The following is a 15,864-nucleotide window of genomic DNA, read 5'->3' on the forward strand; positions in this document are numbered from 1 at the left end:
GGCTCCTACGTCTGTCGCAGGCACCCCGGCCCCCGCCGCCCGCCGTCGGCGTACGACAGGCGTAGGAGGCGGCGGCACGCGATTCCAACAGGTGCCCGATGACCGGACGGCGCGCCGGCCATAGGTTCGGCGACGTGCGGTTGTCGGGTCGCGCCACGATCCCGCGGATCATCGGGCGTTTCGTGGTACCGGCCCTGTTCGCGGCGCTGTTCGCCGCCCCGCTGTGGTTCATGGTGGTCGGCTCGCTGCGCCCCGCCGGCCTGCCCCCGCCGCGTACCCTCGAACTCCTCCCGCCCGAGCCGACGGTGGCCGCCTACGCCCGGCTGCCCGAGCTGATCCCGCTGTTCCGCTACCTGGCGAACTCGGCGCTGGTCGTCGCGCTCGCCGTGCCGTTGACCGTCGCCGTGGCGTCGCTGACCGGTTTCGGGCTGCGGCTGCTCGCGCCGACGGCCCGTCGGCGGGCGGTCCTCGGCCTGCTGGCGGTGCTGCTCGTCCCGGCGACGGCCGTGTGGGCGACCCGCTTCGAGCTGTTCCGCCTGGCCGGCGTGGTCGACACGTACGTCCCGCTGCTGGCCCCGGCGGTGCTGGCCGGCAGCCCGTTCCTGGTGCTGCTCTACGCCTGGAGCTTCGGCGGGGTGCCGGAGACCCAACTCCAGGCGGCCCGCCTGGAGGGCGCCGGGTGGCTGACGGTCTGGCGCCGCGTCGCGATGCCCCAGGTACGCCCGGCGACCCTCGCGGTGGCCGTGCTGGCCTTCACGTTCCACTGGGCCAACTTCATCGACCCGCTGTTGTACCTGCACAGCGGCGACCGCTACACCTATCCGCTCGGCCTGCAGTTCCTGCGGCTGTTGAACCCCACGGACTGGCCGCTGCTGATGGCCGGCTGCGTGGTCGCGACCGTCCCGTGCGTGCTGGTGTTCCTGCTGGCCCAGCGGATCCTGCTGCACGACGACCCCCTGGCCGCACTGAGATCTGGAGGACGCCGGTGACGAACACCCGGGCACGACGGTGGATCGGCCTGGTCACGGCCGCCCTGCTGGCCGGCTACGCCGCGGGCTGCGGCGGCGGTGACCGCGCCGACGACGCGTCGGGCATCACCGTCGTGCTGTTCGGCGACGCCGAGGAGGTCGCCGGCTACCGCACGATGGTGGCCGCGTTCGAGGAGGCCCACCGCGACGTCGACGTCAACCTCTCCCCCGTCGCCAGCCAGGACGAGCTGATGGCCCGGCTGACCACCTCGTTCGCCGGGGGCAAGCCGCCGGACGTGTTCCTGCTCAACTACCGCCGCTACGGGCAGTTCGCCGCGCAGGGGGCGATCGAGCCGGCGCAGTCCTACCTGGAGCGCAGCACCGTGCTCAAGGAGAGCGACTTCAGCCCGCAGGCCCTGGACGCCTTCCGCTTCGACGGCAAGGCCCTGACCTGCCTGCCGCAGAACCTCTCCTCCCTGGTCGTCTACTACAACGCCGACCTCTTCGCCGCCGCCGGCGTGCCGCTGCCGAAGGCCGGCTGGACCTGGGACGACTTCCTGGCCGCCGCCCGCGCGCTGACCCGCGACGGCCGCTACGGGGTGGGCGTGGAGCCGTCCGTGCCCCGGCTCGCGCCGTTCGTCTGGTCCAACCGCGGCGAGCTGGTCGACGACCCGGCCCGCCCCACCACCCTGACCCTCACCCGGGACCCGGCCACCCGCAGGGCCGTCGACTGGTTCCTCGACCTGCAACTCAGGCACCACGTCGTGCCGCCGGACGCCGAGGAGCAGAGCGAGTCGAGCGAGGCCCGGTTCCTGCGCGGCACCCTGGGCATGTACCTCAACAGCCGGGTGGCCGTGCCCACGCTGCGCACCATCGACGGCTTCACCTGGGACGTGGCGCCGCTGCCGGTCGCGCCGGGCGGCGTACCCGCGTCGATCCTGCACAGCGACGCCTACTGCATGGGCGCCGGCCTGCCCGACCACGGCGACGCCTGGCGGTTCATCGAGTTCGCGATGGGCCCGGCCGGCCAGCGGATCCTCGCCGAGTCCGGCCGCACCGTGCCGTCCCGGCTCGACGTCGCCAACTCCCCGGCGTTCCTCGACCCGGCCGAGCCGCCGCGGTCGTCGCGGGTCTACCTCGACGCCGCGCCGCACCTGCGCACCACGCCGCGCACCGCCACCTGGTCCCGGGTGGAACGCGAGGCGGGCACGCTGCTCGAAGAGGTGTTCTACGGCCGGGTCGGGCGCGAGGAGGGGCTGCGCCGGCTGGAGGAGCAGAGCCGGCCGTTGTTCGCCCTGCCGGCGGGAGCGGGCGGGTGACCGGACGCGGGGCGATCCGGCTGGAGTCGCTGACCAAGGCGTACGGGCGGACGACCGCCGTCGACGGGATCGACCTGGACGTGCGGGCCGGCGAGATGATCACCCTGGTCGGGCCGTCGGGCTCCGGGAAGTCCACCGTCCTGCGGCTGATCGCCGGGCTCGACCGGCCGGACCGCGGCCGGGTCGTGGTCGACGGCCGGGACGTCGCCCTGGTGCCGCCGCACCGGCGGGCCGTGGCGATGGTCTTCCAGGACTACGCCCTCTACCCGCACCTCACCGCGCTGGGCAACCTGACGTTCGGCCTGCGGGTGCGGCGGGTCCCCCGCGCCGAGGCCGACCGGCGGGCCCGCGCCGCGGCCGAGCGGCTGGGAATCGCCGACCTGCTCGACCGGCACCCCGACGAGATGTCCGGCGGGCAGCGCCAGCGCGTCGCCCTGGCCCGCGCCCTGCTGCGCGAGCCCAGCGTCTACCTGCTCGACGAGCCGCTGGCCAGCCTGGACGCGCCGTTACGCTTCGCCACCCGGGCCGACCTGCTCGCCCTGCACCGTGAACTCGGCACCACCACCGTCCACGTCACGCACGACCAGGCCGAGGCGATGACCCTCGGCGACCGGGTGGTCGTCCTCGACGGCGGCCGGGTCCGGCAGGTCGGGCCGCCGCAGCAGGTCTACGACGAGCCCGCCGACACCTTCGTGGCCGGCTTCCTCGGCAGCCCGCCGATGAACCTGGTGCCCGGCGGCGGCACGCTGGGCGGCCGGCCCGGCGTGACCCTCGGCGTACGGCCGGAGGACCTGGCGCTCGACGCCGAGGGCCCGGTCGAGGCGACCGTCGAGGCGGTGGAGGCGCTCGGCAGCGAGGCCGTCCTGCTGACCCGGTGCCCCGACGGCACCCGCCTCGTCGTGCGGACCGGCCCGCGGCCGGGCGTACGGGCGGGCGACCCGGTGCGGCTGCGCCCCGACCCGGAGCGTGTCCACCGCTTCGACACCGCCACCGGGCGGCGCCGGTGAAGGCGATCCGGGGCGGCCGGCAGCTCACCGCCTGGGCGTTCCTCGCCCCGTACGCCATGGCGGTCGCGCTGCTGGTCGCCCTGCCCGCGCTGCTCAACGTCGGGTACGCGTTCACCGACCACACCGGGCTGACCCGGGACCCGCAGTTCGTGGGCCTGGCCAACGTACGCCGGATGCTGGCCGACGGTTTCCTGCTCGACAGCGTGCGGGCGTCCCTGACGCACGTGGCGCTGGCCGTGCCGGTCCGGCTGCTCGCCGCGGTGGGACTCGGGCTGCTGCTCGCCGCGCCCCGGCCGGGCGGGCGGTGGTTCCGGGTCGCGGTCTACCTGCCGACGGTCGTCCCCGACGTCGCGCTGGCCGTGCTGTTCCTGTGGGTGCTCAACCCGCTCTACGGCCCGCTCAACCAGGTGCTCGGGCTGTTCGGCCATCCCGGCTTCACCTGGCTGTCGGACCCGACCACCGCCCGCGTGGCGGTCGTGCTGATGCTGGCGTTCCCGATCGGCGAGGGCTTCGTCGTCGTCCTCGCCGCCCGCCGGATGCTCGACGGCCGGCTCTACGAGGCGGCGGCGCTGGAGGGCTGCGGCCCGTTCGGCCAGCTACGCCGGCTCACGCTGCCGCTGCTGGCTCCCGTGCTGGTGCTGCTGGCGGTCCGCGACACGATCCTCACCCTCCAGGTGAACTTCGTCCCGGCGTACGTGCTCACCGACGGCCGGCCCGCCAACGCCACGCTCTACCTGCCCGTCTACATCTTCGACCAGGCCTTCGAGTTCTCCGGCTTCGCGTACGGCGCGCTCATCTCGACGGCGCTGATGGCGCTCACGGCGGTCATCATCACCGCCCTGCTGCTGATGGTGCGCCGCTGGCGGGTGCTGCGATGAGGTGGCATCCTGCTGCGGTGAGACTCCGGGTGTTCGCGGTCGCCGCCACGATCCCGCTGCTCGTCGCCTGCGGCGGGACGGACGCCCCGCAGGCGACGGGGCGGGGCCCCGGGATGCTGGCGAACCTGCCCAGTTGCGACCGGGTGCCGTTGGACACCGAGCCGGAGGTCGACGCCCGGGTCACCGGCCTGGTGCTGCCCGACGGCGCACGGGTCACCTCGGTGGTGGAGCAGGGGGCCCTGACGACGGTCGAGGCCACCGTCCGGATGACCCCGCTGGACGTACGCGCCCACTACGAGGGCCGCACCGACGTCGAGCTGCTGCGCGTCGAGGACGAGGTCTTCGAGGCCGAGGTGCTGACCCGGGCGCAGCAGCGGCGGATGTACCTGCGGGCCGGCGCGCTCTGCGCCGACGGCACCACGCTGACCGCGGTGGTGGGGCCGGACTCGGAGGACGCGGGACTGCCGGAGTTCCAGCGCGGACAGTGACGGCGCTCGACAGGTGTCCTAACCCGACGACCGGAATCCCAACAGTTGCCGGGTGACGCCGGTCACCGTGCTGTCTACCGTGCGACGCACGACCGGATCTCGGTCGCACCTGCACACGGACGGGAGATCCGCATGAGTCCCACCCTCGTCCGAGGTAGACGCGTCCTGCCGGTGGCAGCAGCCCTGGCGCTGCTGACGGCGGCCGCGTTGACGACCTCGATACCGTCGGCCCGCGGCGAGGAGTCGCTGGCCACCAGCAGCCCCACCGGGCCGATGGAGCTGCCCGCCGAGTGGATGACCGCCCAGCGGCTCAGCGACGGCAGCACAGACCTGTCCGTCGCCAAGTACGCGAAGGCCCGCGGCGAGGCGAACCAGCTCGCCGCCCGCACCCGCAGCGCCTACCGCGACCTCGCCGGGGAGCAGTGGCGCTTCTTCGGCCCGAGCAACATCGGCGGCCGGGTGGTCGACATCGCCGTCGATCCGCAGGTCGCCGACCAGATCTTCATCGCCGCCGCCTCCGGCGGCATCTGGCGCTCCGCCGACGCGGGCGCCACCTTCGAGCCGGCCTGGCCGGACGGCGGGATGCAGAGCATGGGCGCGGTCGCGATGACCACCGACGGTGTGCTCTTCGCCGGCACGGGCGAGGCGCAGCCGGGCGGCGGCTCGATCACCTTCGGCGGCGACGGCGTCTACCGGTCGCGGGACCGGGGCCGGACGTGGCAGCGCGTCGGCCTGGAGAACAGCCACGCCATCGCCCGGTTCGCCATCGACCCGGGCAACCAGGACCGGATCTTCGCCGCGGCCGCCGGCAACCTGTTCGTGCCGGGCGGCGAGCGGGGCGTCTACCTCTCCGAGGACGGCGGCGACACCTGGCGGCAGGCCCTCGCCCCGCCGAACGCCACCACCGGCGCCACCGAGGTCGTCATCGACCCCGAGAACCCGAACCGGGTGTACGCGGCGATGTGGGACCACCTGCGCGAGCCGCACCAGCGCACCTACGGCGGGCCCGGCTCCAGCCTGTGGCGCTCCGACGACGGCGGACGGACGTGGGACCGGATGACCACCGGGCTGCCGACCGACGCCGACCAGGGCCGCTGGGGTCTCGCCCTCGCCCCGAGCGACCCGGACCGGCTGTACGCGTACGTCGGCACCGCCCTCGGCCCGTTCCGCGCCTTCTACCGCTCCGACGACGGCGGCGACACCTGGACGCAGACCCCGGTCAACGCCAACCAGGCGTCCCAGTCCACCTTCAGCTGGTGGTTCGGCAAGCTGTTCGTCGACCCGACCGACTCCGACCACGTGTTCCTCACCGGGGTCAACCTGCGCCGCTCCACCGACGGTGGGCAGAGCTTCGGCAACGTCGGCGGCATGCACGCCGACCAGCACGTGCTGCGCTGGGATCCCAAGGTGCCCGGCCGGGCCTACCTCGGCAACGACGGCGGCTTCTACCGCTCTGACAACAACGGGGTGAGCGGCTGGGTCAAGTCCACGTACGAGCCGTACACCCAGTTCTACACCGTGGACGTCGCGCAGACCGACCCGGCGCTGAAGGTCGGCGGCGCCCAGGACAACGGCTGCAACCGTGGCTACAACGGCGTGGGCGGCCCGTGGAACGCCATCGGCTGCGGCGACGGTCTCCAGGTGATCATCCACCCGGAGAACCCGAACATCGTCTTCGGCTGCAGCCAGTACGGCTCCTGCTACCGCTCGGAGAACGCCGGCGCCGCGCCGCGCCAGTCCATCGGCCCCGGCCAGACGACCTCGGACCGCCGCAACTGGCTCACCCCGCTGCAGTTCGACCCGAGCGACCCGGACGTCATGTACTACGCGGGCAACGTCGTCAACCGGTCGACGGACAACGGCCGCACCTGGACGGCGATCAGCCCGGACCTCACCGGCGGCGGGCCGAACGACCCGTCGGGCTACCCGTGGGGCACGATCACCACGATCGCGGCGGCCCCCACCGACGGCGACAAGCTCTACGTCGGCACGGACGACGGCAGGCTGTGGTGGACCGACGACCTCGGGGGCACCTGGACCCAGGTCGACCCCGCGCAACTGCCCGGCACGTGGGTGACCCGGGTGGCGGCGCACCCCACGGACGCGAACATCGCCTACGCCACGTTCTCCGCGTTCCGCTCCGGCAGCGACCGCGCGCACGTCATGATGACGCGCGACGGCGGCCGCACCTGGACGGACATCGGCGGGGGGCTGCCCGACGCGCCGGTCAACTCCGTGGTGCCGACCGCCGACGGCCTGTTGCTGGTCGGTACCGACGTCGGGGTGTTCGTGTCGGCGTGGAACGGCGGCGAGTGGGCCTCCCTCGGCGGGGAACTGCCGGCGGCGGCCGTGATGTACCTGCGCTACCACGAGCCGACCCGGCAGCTCACCGCGGCGACGTTCGGGCGGGGCGTCTACGACCTCACCGTGCCGCGGTGCCCGGCGGCGTCGACCCGGCTGCCGCTGCGCGAGCCGGGCGTCGGCGTGGTCGGCGTGCTCGCCTCGTGCCGCGCGGCGTGACCCGCTGAACAGGGGCGGGGGTGGCGGGCGGTAGCCCGTCCACCCCCGCCCCTGTCCGTCACGGGGCCGGGTGGCGCGGACCGGGCGACCGAGGTCGTGGCGCTGCTGGCCGCCGCTACCGGGTCTGGTCCGTCTCGGGCACGGCCAGGTGCAGCAGAGCCGGCGACCGGCCGGTCGACAGGTAGCCCCGCCCGGGTGGATCGGTGAAGTACTGGTCCGGTTCGAGAGCCACGTTGTGCGCGAGCGCCGTCGCGCGGTTCTCGGGGGTGAGCAGCAGGCGGGTGCCCGTGTTCATGACCGTGTTGATCAGCCGGGCGAGCGGGCTGGGAAAACCGGTGAGCACGGGCGCGGCGTCTCCGGTCAGGACGAGGGCGCGACCGCCGCGGGCAGCCGGCTGGGCGATCTCCTCCAGCAGGGTGGGCGCGCTGGCGAACCCCTGCTCGGTCGGGAGCACCGAGACCTGGTCGGCGTCGTCGACGATCACGGCGAAGGGGGTGTCGGCGAAGGCCGCGGCGGCGGCCCGCAGGTCGGTGTCCGCGATGGCCGTTCCGGTGAGCACCCGTACCCGCGGATCGTCCGGAACCAGTCGCGGTAGCGGTGACCGGGACGACGCGACCGCGAGCACGCCGACACCCCGTCGGCGGAGGCCGTGGGCAACGGTGGCGGCGGCGGTGGTGCGACCGGCCCCCGGCGGCCCCGAGACCATGAGCAGGTGGGGCCCGGCCTCGAAGAGGTCGACGCCGAGGGTGGTGTTGTCGGCCCCGCCGACACCGAGGGGAATCCAGGTGGCGCTCGGGGGTGCGTCGGGCTGGGCCAGCTCGTCGAGGGTGATCCGGGTGGGCAGTGCGGGGAACCGTCGGGGCAGCCGGGCGGGGTCGACGTCCCGGGCGACAGCGCCGGCTTCGGCCACGAGATGCGCGGCGGACGGCGTGGGCTGACAGACCTGGACGTGTCGGCCGCTGCCGGCGTCGACGGCGCGGCCGGGCAGCGGGGGTGGGCTGGCCATCGCGGAGCTCAGCTGCGCGCGCCGGGTGTCCTCCTTCGGGAACGGCAGGAGCAGCCGCCGGTTGTACAGGCTCGGCAGCTTGTGGTTGAGCATGTCCTGGCCGCCGAGGGGGATGACGTGCACACCGAGGGGGGCGCCCGCGGTGACGACGCCGCGGAGCGTGGCGAGCAGCGGGGTCTCCACGAAGTCGGGGTCGCCGTGGTCCTCGAAGTGCTCCCAGCCGTCGACGACGACCACGACGTGGGGACGTGGACTGTCGTCCGGGCCGGGCCCGTGGGCCGCGCGCCGCCTGGTCTCCTGGTCGAGCCAGATGATCAGCCGGCGGATCCGGTCGGCATCCGCCGGGGTGAACACTCCGCCGCAGTGCGGCAGGTCGGCGAAGTCGGCGAGCCCGCCAGGTCGGCGCTCGATGAGGTAGAGGTGCGCCCGGTCGGGTGCGAATCGGGTGACGAGGCTCGTGACCAGGGTCCGGGCGAACGTCGTACGGCCCGACTGGGGACCACCGGCGACCATCAGCCGGTCGGCGGCGGCGAGGTCGAGGAACTCCGCCGGCTGCGCCTGCAGCCCGGGTTCGTCCGCCAGGCCGAGCGGTACGGCGGTGGCCGGCGGGGCGGCGGTCTGCCGGCGGGGCAGGTCGTCGAGGGTCATGGTCGCGGGCAGCGGGGGCAGCAGCGGCCGGAACGGAGCGGACAGCCCGGCTGTGCGGGTGGCCTCCTCGACGGCGGCGATCGCCAGGTCCTGGTCGGTCGCGGCGTCCCCGGGGCGGGTGCTCTCGACGGTGCGCGGCACGCCCAGGTCGCCCCGTTCGAGGGCACGGACGGAGGCCGCGACGACGCCGGAGCGCGGTGGGTCGCCGAGGTAGCCGGACTGGAACTCCTGCGGCACCCGGGTCTCGGCCGTGGTGCAGAAGATCATCGCGCGTCCACGGAGTGCACCGGGGATCGCGGCGGCGTCCGGCACGCCGAGCACCTCCGTGCTGTCGGCGGCCTCGTTCTGGCGCAGGCTGATCCGCAGCGAGACGTTGTTCTTCAGTTCCGGCGACAGCTTGCCCTGCAACGACTGGGTGGCCAGCACGAGGTGCATGCCCAGGGACCGTCCCTTGGCGGCGACGTTCACCAGTTCCCGGACGAAGTCCGGAGCGGCGTCGAGCACCCGCGCGAACTCGTCGAAGATCATGACGAGTCTGGGTAACGGCGGCAGTTGCGCCTGTGCGTGACGTTTTTCCCAGTAGCGGTCGATCTCCCCCTCGTAGCGGGCCAGCAGGGACTCGCGCCGGCTCACCTCCGCGCGTATCGACGCCAGCACCCGCGCCGCGGCCGCGTCGTCGAAGACGTCGGCGACGGTCTCCCCGGTGGAACGGATGAGCGCGACCACGTGGGGACAGCGCTCGAAGGGCAGGAAGGCGCTGCCGCCCTTGAAGTCCACCAGCACCATGTTGAGTTCGTCCGGCCGGTTGGTCAGCAGCAGGGCCGTGACCAGGGTCTGCAGCAGGACGCTCTTGCCAGCGCCGGTGGCGCCACCGAGGATCGTGTGGGGCCCTTGCTCAGCCAGGTCGACGTGCACCGGCCCGCCGGCGTCCGCGCCGAGCACCACCCGGGTTCGTGGCCCTCGACCGTCGCCCCAGAGCGCGAGCACGTCGTCGCCCGTCGGCACGTCCAGGCCCAGCAGGTCGAGCAGGCGGACCCGGCCCGGGACGGCGTGCTGCGCTGCGGCGAGGGTGGCCCGGTCGCGCATCGGCGCCAACGAGCGGGCCAGACGTTCGGCTGTCGCGTCGTCGAGGGCGTCCGGCCGGCCGGTGACGGGCGGGTCGTCCAAACTGCGGGTGACTTTCACCGAGCGCTCGCCCACCTCGCACAGGCCCCGGCACTCGTTCATGCTGTGCCGGTCGGCGCAGATCACGTACACGCCGACCGCCGGACCGTCGCGCAGGACCACGTCCATGCCGGGCAGCTCCCGCAGGGCGAGAGCGCCGTCCAGGACGACGACGACCTCCGTGCCGACCTGACCGCCGGGCGCGGCGACCCGGTCGGCGCGTCGGGCGGCGACGAGACGGCGCAGCTCCCCCACCCGGGCGGCACGCGTCTGCGCGGTGTTGCCGATCCAGCACGGCACGGCCTCCCCCGCCCCGGCGTCGACGTGCGGCAACCATCGCGTCCAGCCCAGCCCGTCGGAGTCCCGTGCGGTGATCACGACCAGGCGCAGGTCGTCGGGACCGCGCAGGGTGGCCAGTTGGATCAGCAGCCACCGCAGCATGTCGGCCACGGGCTGGTCGGCCCCGACGACGCCGAGCACACCGGTGACCCGCAGGTCGACGGTCACCGGCACGGCCCGCACCGTCGGGGGCTCGAAGCCGGGCCAGGGCTCCCCGCGTATCGTCACGGAGGCCGGCTGGTCGGCGGTGCCGACGCGCAGGGTCAGGCCGTGCGGCGAATCCGATCGCCGCGTCCACAGGTCGGCACGCTCCCCCGTGGCCGTCTCGGCGATCCGGCTCGGCCCGGGGGCGAGCAGGTGACGGATCCTCTGTTCCTCCCGCACCTGGGACGTGATCTTGTCCTGGACGGCCTGCTTCGCGTCGGTGAAGGCCTTCTCCCGCTCCTGGCCCTGCTTCTCCTCCTGCGAGCTCATCACCAGGTACCCGATGACGGCCACGGCCGCGCCCAGCCACAGCATCGGTTGCTGCGTGACGAGCGCCGCCACCACGGCCACCCCCGCGCCGAGCAGGGCCATCGTGGCGGTACCCCGCACCGCGGGCTGGTGGACCGGCAGGGTCACCTCGACACTCGGCACGACCGGGGCCGGGGCGAAGGCCCGGTCGAAGTCGAGTCGCCCGTCCGGGGCGCGCACCACCCGCAGGGCACCGGCCCTGGCGGGGCTCCACCGCAGTTCGTCGGTTCCGACCCGCAGCACGGCGCGCGGGGTCAGCCTCGTCCGCCCGGCGATCCGCGCCCCGTCGACGAAGGTGCCGTTGCTGGAACCGCTGTCGACGACCTCGGCGGTGCCGTCGGCGTGGACGACCACCTCGGCGTGGCCGCGCCGGGACACGTCGGAATCGCGCAGCGGCACCGAAGCCCGGGAGCTCCGGGCGAGCGAGTGCCGGCCCGGGGGCAGCGCCACGGCGAGGCCGGCGTCCGGGCCGCTCACCACCTCCAGCACGCCGCCGGCGCCGGAGCCGACCGGGCGACCGACGGGACCGGGCCCGCCCACGCTGATGACCGCACCCGGCACCAGCGGACTGTCGGCCACCGTCGAGCGGCCGTCCAGTCGGACGGCGCGGACGAAGCACGGTCGGCCGTCGACCGGCACCGGCAGCGCCGAGAGCAGGGCACCCACGTTCGTGTCCGGCTCCGCGATCACCTCGGCGTCCGTGCAGAGCCCCGTCCCGGCGTCCCGGACCGTCACCCGGAGGATCATCGTCACCGCTCTGCCCCGAACGCCCACAGCCGGAGCCCGTCGTCGCCCCCGCACGCGAGGGTCTGGCCGTCGGGGCTCAGCGCCAGCGAGTCGCAGTCGGGACCGCTGAGCCGGAAGAGGTTGGTTCCCAGGACCCGCACCGTGCGCCCGGTCGTCGTCCGCCACACCCGGATGTCGTCCCAGGTGCGCGTGGCGAACAGGTCCCCGGGGCCGAAGGCGGTGGCGGTGACGCTGTTGGTGTTGCCGCGCAGGGTGGTCAGGATCCGGTCGGAGCCCGCATCCCGGATGAGAACGGAGTTGTCGGGCCGCACGGTCGCCATGGGACCGAAGGTGCCGGCAGGGCGGACGCTGGCGCCGCTGGTCGTCTGCCAGAAACGCCGGACGCCTTTCTCCTCGTCGACGCCGAGCAGGATCCGGCTGTCCGCGCTGAACCGGATGACGCCGACGTCGATGCCCTCGGCATCGACCGGAACTGGCCTGCCCAGGTTGGCCAGCCGCCACAGCGCGACGTTCCCGGCATAGTCGGCGACGGCGAACGCGGTGCCGTCGGGACTGAAACGCGCCGAGACGATCCGAAATTCGCTGTCGTCGACGGCGAGGGTGGCCGTGTTGCGCTGGGTGCTGACGTCCCACAGCTTGACGGCTCCACCGTCGTCGCCGCTGAGCAGCAACTTCCCGTCCGGGCTGAAGGTCAACGAGGTGACCTCGTCGGCGTGGCCGGACAGGATGGCGACGGCGTGCCCGGTGGCCACGTTCCACACGGTGATCGTGTCCTCGGCGGCGCTGCCGAGCAGAGTGCCGGCCGGCCCGTACGCCACCACCGACGTCGCGTCCTCGGTGAGGGTGACCAGGTCCCGGGCCTGGTCACGGTAGTAGTAGGTCCCCCCGATCAGGCCCAGGACGAGCAGGATCCACAGGACCAGGCCACCCCGGCGCGGGTTGACGTGACGGTTGGCCGCCGGGGGCCCGCCGGCGGCGCTGCCCGTCTCGTCCGCGACGGTGACGTGGTCCGGGACGGCGGCCTCGACCGCCTCCGCCATCTCCTCGGGGTCGGCGACGACGTCCCCCACGACCCAGATCGGACCGTCGTTGACCCGCTGCCGCAGGTAGCCCTTGAACGGCGGCACGGAGAGCGGGGCGGCCGCGGCCTTGGTGGCGAAGCCGACGGTGATCCTCGTTCGATCCACGGACCCTGCCGTGGCGGGGGCCACGATCAGCTCGCTCACGTCGCCCCAGCGCAGGACGACATCGGACCGCCCCTGCGCCGTCGGGGCCGCTGGGCCCTGGAGTACCAGCGCCTCCTCGGTGATCTTCAGCCGGCCCTGCCACGGGAAGTGCACACTGCTCGCTCCGACGGCCCACACGGCCGCCACCGCCACGATGACGGTGATCAGCGGCATGCTCAGCGTTTCGTGCAGCAGGATCCAGCCTGCCCATCCGGACAGCGCCAGCAGGACGACGAGAGCCAGCAGGTTGGCGCGGCGGATCGACTGCGGCGGCGACACCTGGAAGGCGGCGTCCGGGTCGGGCGGCGCGAGCCGGACCGGCCCGCGTGGCTCTGCCCCGGGGGCGGTCCTCCCGTGCAGGGTGGTGGGTTGCTGCTCCCAGTCGGCGGCCCCGGCCATGGGCCCGCCGGTTCCGCTGCCGGCCGCCCGGCCGGGCGCGGCGTCAGCGCCGGCGAGCAGCGTGCGGGCCTGCTCCAGCGTCATCCGTCGGTCCGGGTCCCGGGCGAGCAGTCCGGCGATCACGGTGGCCAGCGGCGGATCACAACGTACGGCCGGCAGGTCGTCGTGGAGGACCGCGCGGATCGTCGCCGCGGTGGAGGCGCGGTCGAACGGAGCCTCGCCGTTGACCGCCTGCACCAGAGTCACGCCGACCGACCACAGATCCGTCGCCGGGGTCGGCTCGGCACCGTGGAACAGCTCCGGCGCGAGATAGCCGGTGGAGCCCATCACGCCGTTGCGGGTCAGCCGACTGTCCTCGTCGGCCTGGGCGATGCCGAAGTCGACGAGCTTCACGTCGTCGCCGTCCAGCACCATGATGTTGCCGGGCTTGATGTCCCGGTGGACGACACCGGACGAGTGCGCCGCCGCCAACGCGTCGAGGATCCGCACGGCCATCGTGGTCACCCGGGCCGGCGGCAGTGCCCCGGCATGCTCCAGGACGTCGGCGAGACTCGGCGCCTCCACCAGCTCCGACACGATGTAGACCGCCTCGTCGTCGGCGTTGGCGGGCACCACGTCGTGGACGGCGGCCACGGCCGGGTGACTGATCCGCCCCGCCGTCCGCGCCTCGCGCAGTGCCCGCTGCCCGAACAGCGCGCGCTCCTCGGCCGGCAGGGCCGGGTCGGCACGTATCTCCTTCACCGCGACCGCCCGGCCGATCAGCTCGTCGGTCGCGCGCCAGACCACTCCCATCCCCCCGCGGCCGAGCACCTCGGCGAGCCGGTACCGCCCCGCCACCAGCCGCTGAGACGACCGGGAATCCTGCACGCCCACTCCTTGCCGACAGCCCGTAGAGTCACTGTGGACAGTACCGGGACGGCCCTGGCGGCAACGCCCCAGCACGGCCGGGGCACCGGCGTCACCAGCCGATCCGGCACCATCGGGCGGTGCCGGGTGACAGCCGGTCGGCGACGGATGTCAGGAGGCGGCAGGACCGATGGCGGAACGCTTCAGCCTGGATCCGGAGGGGATGCGTCAGCTGTCCAGGGGCCTGGACGCCGTCCGGTCCGAGGCGGCGGCCACCTGGCAACGACCCGACGCCCCGGGGTTCGCCGGATCCGACGCGGTGGCGGAGTCGTTGCAGCGCTTCGCCGAGGCCGCGGCACGGTCCCACCACGACCTGGACGAGTCGCTGCGACGCCTGGCGCGGTGGCTCGACCGGGCCGCCGACGGGCAGGTCTCGCTCGACGAGATGCTGAACCGCCAGGCGATTCCCGACCACACCAGCAGAAGGAGCGACACATGACGGATGTGAATGTCGGCTACGACGGGCTGCAGCGGGCGGCGTCGCAACTGAGGTCCGGGCAGGTGGAGATGACCCAGCGACTCCAGGCGCTCAAGTCCATGATCGACCAACTCGTGGGCAGCGAGTTCCGGACGCAGCTCGCCTCCGGGCGGTTCCAGGACTCGTACCAGCAGTGGTCCACCGGCGCGCAGAACATGATCGACGGCCTGGAGGGCATGTCGACGTTCCTCAACGAGGTTGTCCGGGAATACCAGGACCTGGACAACCGCCTCGCCGGCGGGCTCGGCTGACCGCCGCAGATGGAGAACTGGCTGGTCGTGGACCAGCGGACCGATCCGACGCCCGGGTCACCGGAACAGGTTCGTGCGCTGGCCGATCGACTGCGGCAGCAGGCCGACCAGTCCCGCAAGGCCGGCCAGCGGCTCCGTGGGGTGGCCGTCGACCGGGCCCGCCTCCGTCTGTGGGGTGACTACGCCGACGTCCTCGACGTCATGCTCGCCGAACTTCCCGACGACGCCGCCACGCTGACCACGGCATACGACGCCTGCGCGGCCGCCCTGTCCGGCTACGCACAGGAGTTGGATCAGGTCCAGACGGCGTCCCGGCTCGCCCTGCGGCAGGGCACCCAGGCGCACGAGCGCTACCAAGCGCTGTTGCAGCGGTTCTGTCAGGTGGTGCCCGTGTCCTTCCAGGGTGGCGGCATCTGGCGCGGGCTCGACGCGGCGTCGGCGGCGCACCTGAGCCAGGGCCTCCGGGAGCCCGAACGGCAGTGGGCCGTGGCGCTCGGCCGCGAAGCGGGCATGTGTGAGTTCGAACGGCAGACCGCCTGCCGGGCGGTGGCGGAGGCCGCCCACCGCCACCGGGACGCCGCGAACCGCTGCGCCCAGGCCGTCCTCGCCGCCGCGCCCCGCCTTCCCGCCCACCGGTCGCGGCGGACCACGCCGACCCGGCAGACGCAGCCGAAGGGCGCCAAGATCGTCTCGGCGTACCTGGAGAACGCCGACGTGTTCCGCACCGCCAAGGCGGCCGGCACCACGCCCCGCGGCCCGGCCGTGCTGGTGCTGCGCAACCGCCCGGACTTCGACAAGCGGGACTTCGACCGCAAGGCCAAGGACCTGGTCCGGCTCGGCCAGGACGGCCGGCTGAGCAAGGCCAAGTCGGACCGGACGTCCAACAACGTCTACCACCGCGGGGGCCGAGGAACCAAGCCGGGCAACCGGAGCCGCACCAACGTCTTCCGGGACCGCGTGACCCGCCGGCTGACCAGGAACAAGCGGCTGACCCAGCAGCACGGCAC

Annotated in this window: 11 protein-coding genes; 9 read left to right on the top strand and 2 right to left on the bottom strand. The window is 73.8% G+C overall.

Annotation, left to right across the window (positions count from 1 at the left end; translation table 11 throughout):
- Nucleotides 1-98: 98 nt before the first annotated feature.
- The 6 genes from ACZ6O2_RS26545 to ACZ6O2_RS26570 all read left to right on the top strand — a co-directional run bounded on the left by ACZ6O2_RS26545 (nucleotide 99) and on the right by ACZ6O2_RS26570 (nucleotide 7,180).
- Entirely contained in the window at nucleotides 99-989 is an 891-nt protein-coding gene (locus ACZ6O2_RS26545; protein WP_466024743.1) for a carbohydrate ABC transporter permease, read from the top strand.
- Complete coding sequence (locus ACZ6O2_RS26550) at nucleotides 986-2,287, top strand: ABC transporter substrate-binding protein (RefSeq protein ID WP_466024744.1); 1,302 nt, start codon at nucleotides 986-988, stop codon at nucleotides 2,285-2,287. The genes ACZ6O2_RS26545 and ACZ6O2_RS26550 overlap by 4 nt, the downstream gene beginning before the upstream one ends.
- Nucleotides 2,284-3,294, top strand: coding sequence for an ABC transporter ATP-binding protein (locus tag ACZ6O2_RS26555; protein WP_466024745.1), 1,011 nt, complete (start codon nucleotides 2,284-2,286; stop codon nucleotides 3,292-3,294). The genes ACZ6O2_RS26550 and ACZ6O2_RS26555 overlap by 4 nt, the downstream gene beginning before the upstream one ends.
- A complete protein-coding gene (locus ACZ6O2_RS26560; RefSeq protein ID WP_466024746.1) occupies nucleotides 3,291-4,172 on the top strand; it encodes a carbohydrate ABC transporter permease in 882 nt (293 codons plus the stop codon). Before ACZ6O2_RS26555 ends, ACZ6O2_RS26560 begins: the two co-directional genes overlap by 4 nt.
- 17 nt (nucleotides 4,173-4,189) lie before the next feature.
- A complete protein-coding gene (locus ACZ6O2_RS26565) occupies nucleotides 4,190-4,660 on the top strand; it encodes a hypothetical protein (protein WP_466024747.1) in 471 nt (156 codons plus the stop codon).
- 132 nt (nucleotides 4,661-4,792) lie between these two features.
- Nucleotides 4,793-7,180: a WD40/YVTN/BNR-like repeat-containing protein gene (locus ACZ6O2_RS26570; protein WP_466024748.1), complete on the top strand. Its 2,388-nt coding sequence runs from the start codon at nucleotides 4,793-4,795 to the stop codon at nucleotides 7,178-7,180.
- Nucleotides 7,181-7,295: 115 nt separating this feature from the next.
- Here ACZ6O2_RS26570 and ACZ6O2_RS26575 read toward each other — a convergent pair whose 3' ends face one another.
- Together ACZ6O2_RS26575 and ACZ6O2_RS26580 are read right to left on the bottom strand one after the other, a co-directional pair.
- Nucleotides 7,296-11,597, bottom strand: a complete 4,302-nt coding sequence (locus ACZ6O2_RS26575; protein ID WP_466024752.1) for an FtsK/SpoIIIE domain-containing protein — start codon at nucleotides 11,595-11,597, stop codon at nucleotides 7,296-7,298.
- Nucleotides 11,598-11,599: 2 nt separating this feature from the next.
- Entirely contained in the window at nucleotides 11,600-14,089 is a 2,490-nt protein-coding gene (locus ACZ6O2_RS26580; RefSeq protein WP_466024749.1) for a protein kinase domain-containing protein, read from the bottom strand.
- 169 nt (nucleotides 14,090-14,258) lie between these two features.
- On the opposite strand from ACZ6O2_RS26580, the gene ACZ6O2_RS26585 reads away from it, so the two are divergent.
- The 3 genes from ACZ6O2_RS26585 to ACZ6O2_RS26595 form a co-directional block, all read left to right on the top strand.
- The gene (locus ACZ6O2_RS26585) at nucleotides 14,259-14,567 is read left to right on the top strand and encodes a hypothetical protein (protein ID WP_466024750.1); all 309 of its coding nucleotides are present in this window, start codon (nucleotides 14,259-14,261) and stop codon (nucleotides 14,565-14,567) included.
- The gene (locus ACZ6O2_RS26590; protein ID WP_350711723.1) at nucleotides 14,564-14,857 is read left to right on the top strand and encodes a WXG100 family type VII secretion target; all 294 of its coding nucleotides are present in this window, start codon (nucleotides 14,564-14,566) and stop codon (nucleotides 14,855-14,857) included. The genes ACZ6O2_RS26585 and ACZ6O2_RS26590 overlap by 4 nt, the downstream gene beginning before the upstream one ends.
- A 9-nt stretch (nucleotides 14,858-14,866) precedes the next feature.
- Nucleotides 14,867-15,864: hypothetical protein (locus ACZ6O2_RS26595; protein ID WP_466024751.1), on the top strand; the 998-nt coding region annotated here is incomplete at its 3' end.

This window comes from Micromonospora sp. NPDC048040 (assembly GCF_055587185.1).